Origin of the sequence: Arenibacter sp. 6A1 (assembly GCF_012272855.1) — a bacterium.
Classification (GTDB): Bacteria; Bacteroidota; Bacteroidia; order Flavobacteriales; family Flavobacteriaceae; genus Arenibacter.
Genome location: NZ_JAAXCQ010000011.1, coordinates 142,999 through 156,538 on the forward strand (window position 1 = coordinate 142,999; position 13,540 = coordinate 156,538).

General features: G+C 38.4%; 16 protein-coding genes. 9 read left to right on the forward strand and 7 right to left on the reverse strand.

Annotated elements, in window-relative coordinates; genetic code table 11:
- Nucleotides 1-96 precede the first annotated feature (96 nt).
- A complete protein-coding gene (locus HCG49_RS11885; RefSeq protein ID WP_168469758.1) occupies nt 97-1,608 on the reverse strand; it encodes a S41 family peptidase in 1,512 nt (503 codons plus the stop codon).
- A 238-nt stretch (nt 1,609-1,846) separates the two neighbouring features.
- Between HCG49_RS11885 and HCG49_RS11890 the strand changes: the two genes are divergently transcribed.
- From HCG49_RS11890 to HCG49_RS11910, 5 genes are all read left to right on the forward strand, one after another.
- Nucleotides 1,847-2,356: an RNA polymerase sigma factor gene (locus HCG49_RS11890; RefSeq protein ID WP_168469759.1), complete on the forward strand. Its 510-nt coding sequence runs from the start codon at nt 1,847-1,849 to the stop codon at nt 2,354-2,356.
- Entirely contained in the window at nt 2,343-2,771 is a 429-nt protein-coding gene (locus HCG49_RS11895; protein WP_168469760.1) for a hypothetical protein, read from the forward strand. Before HCG49_RS11890 ends, HCG49_RS11895 begins: the two co-directional genes overlap by 14 nt.
- 4 nt (nt 2,772-2,775) lie before the next feature.
- The gene (locus HCG49_RS11900) at nt 2,776-3,348 is read left to right on the forward strand and encodes a DUF4252 domain-containing protein (protein WP_168469761.1); all 573 of its coding nucleotides are present in this window, start codon (nt 2,776-2,778) and stop codon (nt 3,346-3,348) included.
- A 138-nt stretch (nt 3,349-3,486) separates the two neighbouring features.
- On the forward strand, nt 3,487-4,029 hold the full coding sequence (locus HCG49_RS11905; RefSeq protein WP_168469762.1) for a DUF4252 domain-containing protein: 543 nt from the start codon (nt 3,487-3,489) through the stop codon (nt 4,027-4,029).
- Between the two features lie 89 nt (nt 4,030-4,118).
- Entirely contained in the window at nt 4,119-4,673 is a 555-nt protein-coding gene (locus tag HCG49_RS11910) for a DUF4252 domain-containing protein (protein WP_168469763.1), read from the forward strand.
- 312 nt (nt 4,674-4,985) lie between these two features.
- Here the strand turns inward: HCG49_RS11910 and purB are convergent, their stop codons facing one another.
- Nucleotides 4,986-6,329 carry an adenylosuccinate lyase gene (purB, locus tag HCG49_RS11915; protein ID WP_168469764.1) on the reverse strand — a complete coding sequence of 448 codons (1,344 nt, stop codon included), beginning with the start codon at nt 6,327-6,329 and terminating at the stop codon, nt 4,986-4,988.
- 216 nt (nt 6,330-6,545) lie between these two features.
- Nucleotides 6,546-7,106, reverse strand: coding sequence for an adenylosuccinate lyase (locus tag HCG49_RS11920; RefSeq protein ID WP_168469765.1), 561 nt, complete (start codon nt 7,104-7,106; stop codon nt 6,546-6,548).
- Between the two features lie 35 nt (nt 7,107-7,141).
- On the opposite strand from HCG49_RS11920, the gene HCG49_RS11925 reads away from it, so the two are divergent.
- Nucleotides 7,142-7,615, forward strand: coding sequence for a heme-binding domain-containing protein (locus HCG49_RS11925; protein WP_168469766.1), 474 nt, complete (start codon nt 7,142-7,144; stop codon nt 7,613-7,615).
- Here HCG49_RS11925 and HCG49_RS11930 read toward each other — a convergent pair.
- Entirely contained in the window at nt 7,578-8,270 is a 693-nt protein-coding gene (locus tag HCG49_RS11930; RefSeq protein WP_168469767.1) for an SIR2 family NAD-dependent protein deacylase, read from the reverse strand. The genes HCG49_RS11925 and HCG49_RS11930 overlap by 38 nt on opposite strands.
- 53 nt (nt 8,271-8,323) lie before the next feature.
- On the opposite strand from HCG49_RS11930, the gene HCG49_RS11935 reads away from it, so the two are divergent.
- The 3 genes from HCG49_RS11935 to HCG49_RS11945 are packed head-to-tail and all read left to right on the forward strand — an operon-like array spanning nt 8,324 to nt 9,931.
- Nucleotides 8,324-8,980, forward strand: coding sequence for a TrmH family RNA methyltransferase (locus HCG49_RS11935; protein ID WP_168469768.1), 657 nt, complete (start codon nt 8,324-8,326; stop codon nt 8,978-8,980).
- Between the two features lie 39 nt (nt 8,981-9,019).
- Nucleotides 9,020-9,550: an SRPBCC family protein gene (locus HCG49_RS11940; protein WP_168469769.1), complete on the forward strand. Its 531-nt coding sequence runs from the start codon at nt 9,020-9,022 to the stop codon at nt 9,548-9,550.
- Nucleotides 9,551-9,553: 3 nt separating this feature from the next.
- Nucleotides 9,554-9,931 (forward strand): VOC family protein, encoded by a 378-nt coding sequence (locus HCG49_RS11945; protein WP_168469770.1) that lies wholly within the window; start codon nt 9,554-9,556, stop codon nt 9,929-9,931.
- 2 nt (nt 9,932-9,933) lie between these two features.
- Here the strand turns inward: HCG49_RS11945 and HCG49_RS11950 are convergent, their stop codons facing one another.
- The 3 genes from HCG49_RS11950 to HCG49_RS11960 form a co-directional block, all read right to left on the reverse strand.
- Nucleotides 9,934-10,749, reverse strand: a complete 816-nt coding sequence (locus HCG49_RS11950; protein ID WP_168469771.1) for a metallophosphoesterase — start codon at nt 10,747-10,749, stop codon at nt 9,934-9,936.
- Nucleotides 10,750-10,872: 123 nt separating this feature from the next.
- Complete coding sequence (locus HCG49_RS11955; RefSeq protein ID WP_168469772.1) at nt 10,873-12,585, reverse strand: alpha-amylase family glycosyl hydrolase; 1,713 nt, start codon at nt 12,583-12,585, stop codon at nt 10,873-10,875.
- 119 nt (nt 12,586-12,704) lie between these two features.
- Entirely contained in the window at nt 12,705-13,484 is a 780-nt protein-coding gene (locus HCG49_RS11960) for a carboxypeptidase-like regulatory domain-containing protein (protein ID WP_168469773.1), read from the reverse strand.
- Between the last annotated feature and the right edge of the window lie 56 nt (nt 13,485-13,540).

Sequence of the window (13,540 nt, forward strand, 5' to 3'; positions counted from 1 at the left end):
TTGTATAAAAACAATCCTTAATTTAAGGAAGAAACCTCAAGAACCAAAATTTAAAAGATAGACCACATGCGATCCGGTCTATCTTTTATTTTTTTTCTATTTTTTAATCAGGGGAAGCGGATTTTTAAAATCCATATACATATTGTCTTTTACAGGAGTAAACATTTTAGAACTGGTTAGTAATTGCACCGGTAGGTGTACGCTAAAATCCTTTTTAGCAGTGCTCCCTGTAATTAAAGAAATGGCCTTCGCCAATAGGGGTTCGTCGGAACTTCCCAGGACACCCAAATTAGACAAGTCTTCCGAAAGTTCATAATCGGGAAGCAAGCCATTGGTGTAATCCGAAAAACCATCGGCATTTTCATTACGCCCTAACAAGGGCTGAATGGCCCAAGAGTTTTTAGGGTTTATTTTATCTTCCCTTTCAGGGTCATAAACGTTTCCATTATCATAATCGTCTACAAAGGTTACCGAGAATTCATTTTTCCCGGTAGTAGCGGTCCCAATATGCACGACCTCTATATAGGGCTCCAAACCATTCATCACCAACTCACTGGCAGAAGCAGTACTTCTTGTGGCAAGTACATATACTTTATTTAGATTAAGGGTTGTGATAGGGATAGTGCCATCAACTGTATCTGCAAAGTAGCTGGTTAAGTCCTCTTGCTTAAATTGAGACTGTAATTTTGTATTGTACCGTGCCTTTAGCAGGGGTTTGTCGGTATAGGTACCATAAATCATACTAGATAATAGGACGGCAGAATTTACGCGGCCACCAGGGTTATAGCGTAAATCGAGGACCAAATCTGTGATGCCGGCTGCTTTTAATTCATCAAAAGCGGTATTTAATTCCTTGTCGAACTCATTGGTAAAGCTGTTGTACATGAGGTAGCCTATCTTTTGTCCGCTCACCTCTAATACCTTTGTTAAGAATACCGGGTTTTCTATTAAACCTTCTTCCTTGGTCAAAGTAACTTCCTTATCAGAATTGCTAACGGTCCTATTGTTAATGTTTCCTATGTTTAAGGTGTAGGTGTCGTTTGTGCCAAACAACAAGTCAATATAATTGTCCCTGTTTAAGGGAACCCCGTTAACACCGGTAAAAATATCCCCTCTTTTAATATCCTTGGTAGCGGCATTGGAATTGGGAACGATATAGCGCACATAACCAAAAACCTGATCCCCATCGCCGTACAGGCTAAGTCCAAATTCTAAACCGTTGCTTTTAGAAATCCCGGAGAAAGATTGGGTCAACTCCTTATAATCCTCGGTGTAAAAACTAAATCTGTCGACGGCTGTAGCTTCTCCTACCTTTTGAATATGGTTGTTACAAATATTATAGAAGAATGTCCCTGGGTCTTTTTCCGATTCTAGGTATTTAATATAGGCGTCATCATTGCTAAAACGGGAATCTGATAAATCAGGAACATCTGCCTGCCAAAAATAATAGGCATTCATGCTTTGCCACATAAAATTTTGAACCGTAATGTCTATAGTTTCTGGGGTAGGGGGTGTTTTGTCAATAACGACAGGCGTGTCGTCGGGTTTAGAACAACTTGTAAAAAATAAAGTTGCTCCAAAGCATACTAACAATAAATATTTATTCATAGATTAAATTAATTTAGAAAGGGTATTCTTATACGATTACAATAATTATTCCATATTTGGCTATGGATAACGATTAGGGAACATTCTGTAGTTACATACGAATACAAGAACCAAATGGTTTCCTTCTCGCTAAATTAGTTACATTAAAAAGAAATAAAAATATATTGTAACAAAAATCTTTGTTCTTCGTCTTTCTATTGTGGGCCTAGAAGATGGTATGCTAAACAATTAAAACCCAATGCAACAATCGGATTTTTTACATGTGGTGATGCCTTTTAAGGATAAGCTTTTTAGGCTGGCAAAACGACTTTTGGTGTCCAAGGAAGAGGCTGAAGATGCCACGCAGGAGGTTTTGTTGAAATTATGGTCTAAAAATAAACTAATGGACAGCTATAACAATGTTGAAGCCTATGCCATGATGATGACCAAGAATTTTTGTTTAGACCGCCTAAAATCCAAACAGGCAAGCCATTTGAAATTAGTACATACTAATTATGAGGACAATAATATTTCGCTTCAACGGCAAATGGAAGTTGGCGATAGCTTGGCGTGGATAGAAAAAATCATGGACGATTTGCCCGATCAGCAGAAATTGGTATTACAATTGCGTGATGTAGAACAGTACGAGTACGAAGAGATATCCGATTTGTTAGAAATGAAACCGGTAGCGGTTCGGGTAGCATTGTCCAGAGCTAGAAAAACAGTAAGAGAAAAATTAATGCAAAAACATAAACATGGAATTGTATAATATAGAAAAACTATTGCAAAAGTATTTTGAAGCGACTACAACAGTAGCCGAAGAAGAAATGTTGCGGAACTTTTTTTTACAGGAAAACGTTCCTGAGCATTTGCAGCAATATGCTCCGATGTTCCAATATTTTTCTGTGGAAAAAGAAGAGCGGTTTACAAAGGAGCTTCCTTTAAAACCAAAAAGGAAGTTTCCGAAATGGGTTTCCGTGGCTGCCGTAGCAGTGTTACTAGTCGGAATATATTTTACGGTCCCTATGACGACAGACCTAGAAAGCGAATATACGCAAGAAGAAATAGCCTCGGCCCAAGAAGCCTTTAAGCTGTTGGCATACAACTTTAATAAGGGAACAAAACAATTAGGCTACTTGGAAGAGTTTCAAAAAACAACCGATAAATTTTTAATTAAAGAATAAGACGATGAAAAAACAGCTTGTATTTTTAATGTTATTACTAGTCCCTGGATATATCTTTTGTCAAGATATATTTGATAAATACGAGGACAATAATGATGTGACCTTTGTAGTAATGCAGCCGAAAATGTTTCAAATGCTCGGAAAAATGAGCATTAGTACAGAAGATCCAGAAGCACAAGAGTTTTTTGCCCTGGTAAACTCTATCACTAGCTTTAAGGTAATTACGACAGAAAGTGCCGCTATTGCAAAAGATATAGATTCTTGGGTAACTAAACGATTGGGTAATTCTTCCTATGAAGAGTTAATGAGAGTACGCGATGGCGCATCGAACGTAAAGTTCTATGTGAAAGAAGGGAAAGATAAAGACCATGTAAAGGAATTATTAATGTTCGTTACAGGCTTAAAAGATAGGGAAGAACTAAAAGACCTGGATATGAACGGCAGAAAGGTAGAGACTGTTCTATTGTCTTTAACGGGCGATATAGATCTTAGAAAAATTGCCACTCTTACCGATAAAATGGACCTTCCAGGAGGAAAGCAACTTGGCAAAGCAGCAGATAAAAAGCAACGGCAATAAATAGAATGTATAGGTGAAATTTATTATAAACATCCTATTATTCGCATAAATTATCATAGAACCATTCCTAAAACTTAGTTTAGCAGTGGTGCTAATAAAAACTAACAACCTTAAATAATAAATAAAATAATAACCAAGATGAAAAAAAATATTCTAATAGCTTTCGTGGCCATGTTGCCTTTTGTTGGTATTTCACAATCCATGTTCGATAAGTATGAAGATTCGGATAAAGTAAGTGCAGTAGTGATCAATTCTAGTATGTTAAAATTGTTGAGCAATATTAATGTTGAGGTAAATGACAAGGAAGCACAAGACTATATGGACATTGTCAAAAGCTTAAAAAACCTAAAGGTTTTTGTTACTCAGGATAAAAAAATATCCGAAGATATGATGCTAACCATTGGAAAATATTTAAAGACAACTTCTTTGGAAGAATTGGTAAAGGTTAAGGATAAAGATGCCAATGTAACTATCTATGTGAAGGAAGGAAAGGACGAAGACCATGTGAGTGAATTGCTGATGTTTGTCAACGGGTTGGATAAGATAAGTTTAGAAGAAGGGATGCCAAAAATTGAAACGGTATTGCTTTCTCTAACGGGGGATATTGATCTTAATAAAATAGGTTCCCTGACACAACAAATGAATTTGCCGAAAGAACTAAATAAGGCATCAAGGAAATAGTGTTGGGCGATATTTTAATGCCCTAGCCTATGTTAATGATATGAAGCAAAGGCCGATTCGTATAAAAGGACACCTCTTAAAAAAAGAAGATGATACAAAAATTCAATAAACTCATGCTGGTTTGGCTGTTGGTGCTACTGCTATTTTCTTGTAATTCTTCGCCCAGTTTGCAGGAGTACTATGTGAACAATGCGGAAAATCCTAATTTTATCGCTTTAGATCTGCCTGTAAGCTTGCTTAATTTGGAAAATGTCAATTTAACGTCGGCACAAAAGGAAGCACTGAATTCTTTGAAAAAATTAAATGTGTTGGCGTTTAGAAAAACTTCCGATAATGATATAGCTTATAAAGAAGAGAAAGAAAAAGTAAGTGCTATTTTAAAGGACAAGCATTTTATAGAGCTCATGAAATTAAATTCAGGATTTGGCAAAGGGGTCATAAAATATATAGGTGATGACGATGCCATTGATGAGGTGATTATTTATGCCGATAGACAAGATAAAGGTTTTGCCTTGGTACGGGTTTTGGGAAGTGATATGAATCCTGCTAATTTGATGCAGCTTTTGCAAGCTTTGGAAAAGTCTAATTATAAAGGTGAAGGATTAGAAGGGATACAGAAACTTTTAACAGAGGCGCTGGATTGATCTTGCGGATAATAGGTGTTTTTTGCGTTAGGGACCGCGGCGGCATCCCCGTAGCAACGCAAGGGATATAGCCAAGTGCCCGCCCGACGAAGGAGGGAACGCCCAAAATTTTCTCAGAAGGGCTATAGGAAATTGGAATAAACCCGACCTAATGACTACTCTGGAAATTTTTTGACTTTATTGTTGAATACGCTTACTATACATGGAAACACCCTTAAAAATTTGGGGAGTAATTGTTTGAGAGGCCGAAAAATAAAGATATAAAAAAACCACCGAAAGGTGGTTTTTTTGTCTGCATATGTGAATAATGAATTATATCCCTGTATAGTTGCTAGGGGTAATAACCTTTAATTCGGCTTTTATTTCATCCGAAACCGCTAGGGTGTCTATAAAATTAGCTATAGATGTTTGCGTAATTTTTTCGTTGGTACGAGTCAATCCTTTCAGTGCCTCGTACGGATCTGGGTAGCTTTCACGTCTTAAGATGGTCTGAATAGCCTCGGCAACTACAGCCCAGTTATTTTCTAAATCTTCCTGGAATTTGTCATTGTTCAATAACAATTTGTCCAGTCCCTTTAAGGTCGATTGAAATGCAATTAAGGTGTGTCCGAAAGGAACACCTACGTTTCTAAGAACGGTACTGTCCGTTAAATCTCTTTGTAATCTAGAAACAGGAAGCTTTGCTGACAGATGCTCGAAAATAGCATTCGCAATCCCTAAGTTTCCTTCAGAATTTTCAAAATCGATAGGGTTTACCTTGTGTGGCATGGCAGAGGAACCGACTTCTCCTGCTTTAATTTTTTGTTTGAAATAATCCATAGAAACATAGGTCCAGAAATCTCGGTCTAAATCTATGACGATGGTATTGATACGTTTTAGGCAATCGAAAAGGGCCGCCATATGATCGTAGTGTTCTATTTGGGTCGTTGGGAAAGAATGGTGCAAGCCCAATTTTTCCTGAACAAATTTCTGTCCGAAAGCCTTCCAGTCAATACTTGGATAAGCAACCTTGTGAGCGTTGAAATTTCCTGTGGCACCACCAAATTTAGCCGCATTTGGAATTTCTTCAAGAAAGTTAAACTGTTCTTTTAAACGAACAGCAAACACTTCAATCTCTTTCCCTAAACGGGTAGGAGATGCAGGCTGTCCGTGTGTACGGGCCAACATAGGGATAGCTTCCCATTCCTTTGCCAAAGATTCTACCTTGTTCAATACCTCTAAGTAAAGCGGTGCGTACACCTCGTTAACGGCTTCTTTAATAGAAAGCGGAATAGCAGTATTGTTGATATCCTGAGAGGTAAGTCCAAAATGAATGAATTCTTTGTGGGCTTGTAAACCTAAGGCATCAAATTTCTTTTTGATAAAATACTCAACGGCTTTTACATCGTGATTGGTTACTTTTTCAATTTCTTTGATAGCAAGGGCATCTTCAGAACTAAAGTTCTCATAAATATCCCTTAAAGCTCCAAATTTTGAAGTATCAAAATCAGAAAGTTGTGGAAGTGGAATTTCGCAAAGAGCGATAAAATATTCTATCTCAACTAAAACCCTGTATTTTATAAGGGCCTCCTCTGAAAAGAAAGGCGCTAAAGATTCTGCTTTATTTCTATATCTGCCATCTATAGGTGAAATGGCGTTTAACTTGTTTAATGACATGGTATGAGAAATTGAATGATTTTTGAAAAGCGCAAAGATAATCATAACTTCAGGAGTTTAAAAGTTAAGCTATAGAATGTTTAGGGTTTTTATGTTAGGAATTTTGCGGTTTGTTCAACCAAAGTTTTAGTAAGCGATAAATTATGAGTTTTCTTGGGAGAAGTAGTTGTTATTCAGCTTTTTTGTGACGGCTTTAAAGGGTGCTTCTATATATTATCAGGAGATTTTAGCCAAAGTTTGTCTTGCCCTTGCTTTATAAGCGGCACTGCCCCGATGATAGTTTTGTTCCAGTACCAATTTGAGTTCCGGATGGATCCATTTAAATTTTTGTCCTAAAAGCAGTAGGCCGGTCATGCTATAAGCTTTTGCAGCCACCTTGTGCTCACCAATCAGCCAATCGAAACATGTTTTGGTAATTTGTTCTAGATCTTCCTCGGTGATGGCGTTTTGGGTAGCTGTACTTTTATCAATAAAATAAGATTTGGTTAAGTATTCACAGATCTTTGCCAATGGCCTTATAGAAGCTTCTTGGCGTACCAATCCTATATTGGTAGTGAAAACATTAAGATGGGGCAACATTGAATCTAAGCGCTCTTTGGCGACAAATTCTAGGACCCAACATGCCTTGCAAGAGATGGGGGCATCATCCTGGAATGCGATTTTTAAAAGAGAAGAAATGAGTTGTGGGTCTTCTTGGACTACTGCGGCTAGGTTTCTTCGATCCCATATAGAATGGCTTACTTGGTGAAGGAGGTGATAAAGCTCTGAAGGCGTCATAAAAAAAGCTATTTTTAAAAAATAAAAGGAATTACATGAAATATATGAAAAAAATGGCTTGGGGTTTATTGATCGTTTTTGTGTTGATACAGTTTTATAGACCGTCCAAAAATATCGCAGAATCGGATACTATGGATAGTTTTATGACAGAAACGAATCCTTCCAAGGAGCTTAAAATAATTTTAAAGCAAGCTTGTTTCGATTGCCACAGTAATAATACGGTATATCCGTGGTACAACAATATAGCTCCAATATCCTTTTGGTTGGATGCCCATATCAAAGACGGGAAAAAACACCTTAATTTCTCTGAATGGGAAAATTATTCTGTCAAGAAAAAGGATCATAAAATGGAGGAGTTAGAAGAAATGATCAGGGAAGGCGCAATGCCGCTTAAGGAATACACTTGGACACATAAGGAGGCTAAATTGACTCCCGATCAAAAACAGGCGATATTAGATTGGGCCGACCATACTAGAGCGCTCTATCAATTAGGTCCGAAACCAGAGTAGGGACCTTGTCAACGGCACTACCTTGTAAAATCCTTAAATTATTAAAGTCCGATGCCTTTATATTGGGCTTGGGATCTATGAAGTAAATGGGGCTGTCTAATGGCGCATAATGGACCAGGCTAGCGGCAGGGTATACTTGCATGGAAGTGCCAATGATAATTATAATATTGGCCATGCTAGTGGTTTCTGCAGCTTTTGGCAATAAGGGGACATCTTCTCCAAACCATACGATATGCGGCCTCAATTGACTGCCGTCCGAGGCAATATCCCCAATTTTTATATCGGATTTCCAATCGATGATCGCGTTTGGGTTTTTAACACTCCTGGCCTTTAGCAATTCGCCGTGTAGGTGGATAACATTGGAGCTCCCCGCGCGTTCGTGTAAATCGTCTACGTTTTGGGTGATGATATCTACTCGATAATGTTCTTCTAAGGCCGATAGGGCTTTATGGGCGGCATTGGGGAAAACGGTAGACAGCTGCCTTCTGCGTTCATTGTAGAATTCCAGGACCAGATGTGGGTTTTGGGCAAATCCCTGCGGAGTAGCTACCTCCATTACATCGTGTCCTTCCCATAATCCATCGGCATCCCGAAAGGTATTTATGCCACTTTCTGCGCTGACCCCCGCCCCGGTTAATACCACTATTTTTTTCATTTGGAAGAAATAAGATATTTTTGATAAAAATAACCCTTTTCTATTGTTTGACTATGATTGATTATGACCTTTTGCCCTATTTGGAAGAATTTATTATGCCTGAGAGAAAATCCCGTTTTTTAGAAATACTCCAAGAACGGACCAATTATATTACGGTAGCCATCGAAGATGTTTTTCAAATGCACAATACCAGTGCCGTTATTAGGAGCTGCGATATTTTTGGCGTTCAGGAAGCGCATGTCATCGAAAGCAAGTATGGCAAACGGTTGGACGAGGATATAGCTATGGGCGCCCAGAAATGGGTAGATGTAAAAAGATATGCCGATACTACTAGCTGCATTAAAACCCTGAAGGAAAAAGGGTATAAGATTGTGGCAACCACTCCCCATCAGAATGATTGTTTGTTGGACGATTTTAAATTTGATGGCAAAATAGCCCTGTTTTTCGGAACCGAACGCAATGGGCTGAGTCAGGAAGTTATAGAAGAAGCTGATGAGTTTTTAAAAATACCCATGGTAGGTTTTACCGAAAGTTTAAATATATCCGTATCCGCGGCCATTATTTTGCATACCCTAACCAAAGAATTGAAACAAAGTGATATCGATTGGAAACTGACAGAAGAAGAACAGTATTTAAAGCGATTGGATTGGACAAAAAAATCGGTCAGAAGTATTCAGGATGTCTTGGCACGTTATTACGGCGAGAAGTAAATTTTTACTATATTTATTTATAATCAAACCAAAAATAAAATGACTACACTACTTTACATCGTTCTGGCCATTATTGTTTTAATTGCTGTACTGGGTATTTTGGCTCCGAAGGAGTATGAGGTAAACCGGGCAATAGTTATAGCTAAACCAAAAGGAGAGGTATTTCAATACCTTAGGTCCTTGAAAAAACAGGATGAGTGGTCCCCATGGGCCAAGAAAGACCCTGCTATGGAGAAAACTTTTACCGGAACCGATGGTGAAGTGGGCGCTCTAAGCCATTGGAAAGGAAATAAGGCAGTAGGGGAAGGAGAGCAAGAAGTAACAGAAATAATAGAGGGAGAAAGAATTGAGTCGGAGTTGCGGTTTTTAAAACCTTTTAAATCTACTTCGGATGCCTATATCGATGTGGAAGCCGTTGACGAGCATAAAACAAGGGTTGTTTGGGGTTTCAAAGGGAAAAATAAATTCCCCATGTCTATTATGATGCTTTTTATGAGTATGGATAAAATGATGGGCAAGGAATTTGAGAATGGATTGCAGAGTTTAAAATCGATTTTAGAAAAAAAATAGGCTATGAATGCCAATATGGTCGGTTGGTTCGAAATTCCCGTAACGAATATGGAAAGGGCCAAAAAGTTTTATGATACGGTTTTTTCAATCTCTATAGCTATCCATCAATTAGAGGAGGTTAAAATGGGGTGGTTTCCTGCGGCAGCCGAAAAACCCGGGGGCATGGGGTCTTTGGTACAACACAGCTTGTACCGGCCAAGTGACACTATGGGGCCCTTGCTCTATTTTTCCTGTAAAGATCTAGCGTTAGCGTTAAGTCGCGTAGAAATAGCTGGAGGAAGTATTTTGCAGTCTAAAAAAGAAATAGGTGGAGGACATGGCTTTATGGCGTTGTTTAAGGATTCTGAGGGAAATAGGATAGCGCTGCATTCGCAAAAATAACCTTATAGATAAAAAATACTGGCTTCTGCCCTTGCCCCAAAACGCAAGGGTAAAATAGCAGTGCCAACGCCTTTGGAAACATACATTTTTGAGGTGTTGTTGGTATACCATCCTTTTATGTAACCTCCTGCACCACGGGGCATAAATAACGGTTTTCCGAAAAAAGTAATTTGTCCGCCATGGGTATGTCCGGAAAGAATGGTTAAAGGGGGCATTTTCATGGCCTTGGCTTGTATATCTATCGTTTCGCGATAAGCGGGGCAGTGGTTTAAAATAATAATGGGCCTAGATTTATCGATGGTCTGGCATGCTTTTGTAAAGTCTGGAACGCCGCCGACATAATCGTCTATGCCAACAATATTGATCTCCCTGCCTTTTGCCTTTAAAAGACGGGACTTATTAATCAATAGCTGTCCATTTTGTTCGGAATAAGTGGTTTTTAAGGTGTCTAAATCTATCTTGCCAGAATATTCTTTATTTCCCAAAATGGCGATTTTAGGTATTTTTTTGGCAATTAAGTCAAGGAATTCTTTAATAATAGGTACGTCCCTGCGGTGTTCAATAGTGTCTCCGGTTATAAACAGCACATCTGGACGTTCTTCATTAATGCGATTGGCTATAGATTTATGGTAATATTTGATTTCTTTTAAATGAAGATCGCTAAGTTGAATGGCCTTAATTTTTTCTGCTTCCCCCTCCGCAAGATCAAATTCCGTCCACGATATAAAATACCTTTCTAACCAATAAGAATCTATTACTACAAAACCCATGACACCCAAAATGAATTTTTGGAAAAAGCGTCTTCTGTTTAATTTCATAAGGGGGTCATTAGAAACTTAGTTACAAGGTTTTGAAGTTGTAAATATAGCCAATAATGACTTTTAAATTTTGGAGGAACAGTTAAAAATAAGAGACTTGACGAAACAATAAACTAGTATGCTTTAAGGTTGTGTTGGCTGTTGTGCAGCTAATTCCAGCAAGACTATTTCAAAGTCACTATCAAATTGCACCCTCCCATTTTTTACTTCTATATAGGATTCTGAATAGGCATCGTAGAGTTTGGTGCCATCTTCAAAATAATCTTTCATTAAAAGAGATTTTTTTCCCTTGGGTACATCTAATCCTATTACAACCTTATCTATATACGTGCCTTTTTTAAATGTTCTTGTAAATACGTAGGGAGTTTGTGTTATACGTTGGTGGCTACCTGCTCCAATGGCAGGGTGCCGACTTCTAAAACGACCCAATTTCTGCCAGTGCAGTAATATGTCTTGGGTGATTTTGTTATTTTCTATTTCTTCCCAATTCATAAAGGACCGTAGGGTGGCATCTCCTTGGGTATCCGGAATCGTCAGGCTTCTATTAGATTCATCCCCGTAGTATATTTGGGCAGTTCCCGGGCTAAGAAAAAGTATGTTAGCCGCTTGGTGCCCCTTATTTCTTTCTTTGTCAAAAGGATGGCCATCGTCATGAGAACTTAGGTAGTTTAGCACCCCTTTCCCCGCTAGTTGGTGGTGCAACAACTCATCATATTTGGTAAATATGGTCTCATAATCCTTATGGGCATCTGATTTTAACTCAAAATTGATCAGGCTATTGAAGCCGTGCTTAAAGTAATCTACTTTTCGATCGCCAAAATCATATTCTCTTCCGCCAGAGATACCGTAGCCATACACTTCTCCAACCATATAAAAAGGAGTATCGTCTAACATGTCATTAGGATGTTTTTTCTTCCAAGTGTTAAAAGAGAAGGATGCTTGCTCGTATAATTTACTCCAGATCTTTTCGTCTACATGTTTAGCGGTATCCACTCTAAATCCGTCTATACCAAATTCACTAACAAAATCGGTTAACCATTTTATAATATAGTTACTAGGTGTTCTAGGATAGCCGGTTCGATCAAAAAACAAGCTTAAGGCATCGAGTTCTTGACTTAAGCGGCCTTCTTTTTTCCATTTTGCTAAAAGTTGGTCGGGGAGCTTTACGCTTTTTTCTGTAGCGGTAAGAATATCGGGCAGGTTTTCAACCAGGGTACAGCTAGTAGTGCTTTGGTAGTTGGTATAGGTACATGGTGGGGAGGTGCGTACCCAATCGGACGGCCAGACAGGATCTTTTTCGGTCACTGGTCCGGTATGGTTTAAAACAACATCTAGGAGTATACGAATGCCATTTTTATGAGCTGTTTTTACGAGTATTTCTAAGTCCTTTTTAGAGCCAAAATTGGGGTCAAGAGCTGTCCAGTCCTTGGTCCAATACCCATGGTATCCGTAAGTATTACCCGTGCCTTCGTCAACATTACCGTGAATTTGTTCCACAATCGGGCTAAGCCAAATGGCATTGACGCCTAATTCGGAGAAATAACCTTCTTTTATTTTTTTGGTGATGCCGTTCAAGTCACCTCCCATAAAGTCGCGTAGGACTCCCGTTGAAGCCGTTCTTTCGTAATTGATGTCGTTAGAAGGGTCGCCGTTGTAAAAACGATCGGTGAGCAGAAAATAAATATTGGCACCCTCCCAAAAAAAAGGAGTTTGAAGGTCTTTGCTTTGATGGGGCTGGGCTATTGGCGCGATATCGCTAACCCGATCATTTTTTTCCGTATGCTTACAGGAGAAAACAAGCAATAAGAATGCTATAAATAGGATAGAGAGCTTCATAAGCATCTATTTTATTTAAAGCTATGAAACGATACTGTAATTAGAAAATTTAATTTACAGAATAAAATAAATTTTAAACTCGGATTGATTGATGAGAGGAAAAAAACTTCTCTGAATGCTTAGTTTTTTCGGTTCAATATTTTAAACTCCTCGTAGCAACTGCTAATGGCATCTAAAATTTGTAGATCATTGGCTGTACTGATAAAAGATTTAGAATAATTACAATTGGTAAGAATATCGTTTATGTCAATTTTTTCTACCTGAAGCAGTTCTGTAAGTGTTTCCCTGTCAAATTTAGAAGCCAATAAATTTCTTATTTGATCGTCTTCTTTCATCTGCCTTAATTTACGCATCTGATTCGGTTTTTTACCAAATAGGTTTCTCAGTAAATCTGCTGGGTTGAGGATGGCACCTAGAACTTTTGTAACGGCACTTGGGTTTTTGCTGCCTCCTTCGTATCCAAACGATAAACCGGAAATACTGTACTGAAAGGCATTGTTCAATGGTAAGTTCTTGACATCGATTTCTAAATAACCAGTAAGGGAATACGGTCTAACGATTACTTCCTCCAGGGCATAGGCCAATTCCGTTAAGGCAATTTTAGTGTTCTTGAATTTAAACATGTCATTGGTGACACGGATTTTTTGGGATTTAAAGCCTAAAAAGGTAAAGAATAGGGTGTCGTTGACTTTGGCGGTTAAACTAAATTCGCCCATTTCATTTGTGATAGTCCCCACCACTTGGTTAAGGTTTACCACGTGGACACTTTCCATAGGTTGGTCTGTTTGGGCATTTACAACCAATGCTTTTAATTCTTGAAGGTCATTCAGGCCTTTGGTTTCTTGTGAGTAACCGAAGGTGCTAATAATCAATAAAAAAACCGCTAAATATCTTCCCATGTAATAGAATCCAAAATTTAAGAACGTAAACTAACTAAAAAAATACGCCGGAGCGT

Coding starts and splice junctions, on each gene's coding strand:
- HCG49_RS11945 (WP_168469770.1), top strand. CDS start 9,554: ATGAATGCCAATATGGTCGGTTGGTTCGAAATTCCCGTAACGAATATG.
- HCG49_RS11925 (WP_168469766.1), top strand. CDS start 7,142: ATGAAATATATGAAAAAAATGGCTTGGGGTTTATTGATCGTTTTTGTG.
- HCG49_RS11900 (WP_168469761.1), top strand. CDS start 2,776: ATGAAAAAACAGCTTGTATTTTTAATGTTATTACTAGTCCCTGGATAT.
- HCG49_RS11895 (WP_168469760.1), top strand. CDS start 2,343: ATGGAATTGTATAATATAGAAAAACTATTGCAAAAGTATTTTGAAGCG.
- HCG49_RS11960 (WP_168469773.1), bottom strand. CDS start 13,484: ATGGGAAGATATTTAGCGGTTTTTTTATTGATTATTAGCACCTTCGGT.
- HCG49_RS11930 (WP_168469767.1), bottom strand. CDS start 8,270: ATGAAAAAAATAGTGGTATTAACCGGGGCGGGGGTCAGCGCAGAAAGT.
- HCG49_RS11910 (WP_168469763.1), top strand. CDS start 4,119: ATGATACAAAAATTCAATAAACTCATGCTGGTTTGGCTGTTGGTGCTA.
- HCG49_RS11905 (WP_168469762.1), top strand. CDS start 3,487: ATGAAAAAAAATATTCTAATAGCTTTCGTGGCCATGTTGCCTTTTGTT.
- HCG49_RS11940 (WP_168469769.1), top strand. CDS start 9,020: ATGACTACACTACTTTACATCGTTCTGGCCATTATTGTTTTAATTGCT.
- HCG49_RS11950 (WP_168469771.1), bottom strand. CDS start 10,749: ATGAAATTAAACAGAAGACGCTTTTTCCAAAAATTCATTTTGGGTGTC.
- HCG49_RS11935 (WP_168469768.1), top strand. CDS start 8,324: ATGATTGATTATGACCTTTTGCCCTATTTGGAAGAATTTATTATGCCT.
- HCG49_RS11890 (WP_168469759.1), top strand. CDS start 1,847: ATGCAACAATCGGATTTTTTACATGTGGTGATGCCTTTTAAGGATAAG.
- HCG49_RS11885 (WP_168469758.1), bottom strand. CDS start 1,608: ATGAATAAATATTTATTGTTAGTATGCTTTGGAGCAACTTTATTTTTT.
- HCG49_RS11955 (WP_168469772.1), bottom strand. CDS start 12,585: ATGAAGCTCTCTATCCTATTTATAGCATTCTTATTGCTTGTTTTCTCC.
- purB (WP_168469764.1), bottom strand. CDS start 6,329: ATGTCATTAAACAAGTTAAACGCCATTTCACCTATAGATGGCAGATAT.
- HCG49_RS11920 (WP_168469765.1), bottom strand. CDS start 7,106: ATGACGCCTTCAGAGCTTTATCACCTCCTTCACCAAGTAAGCCATTCT.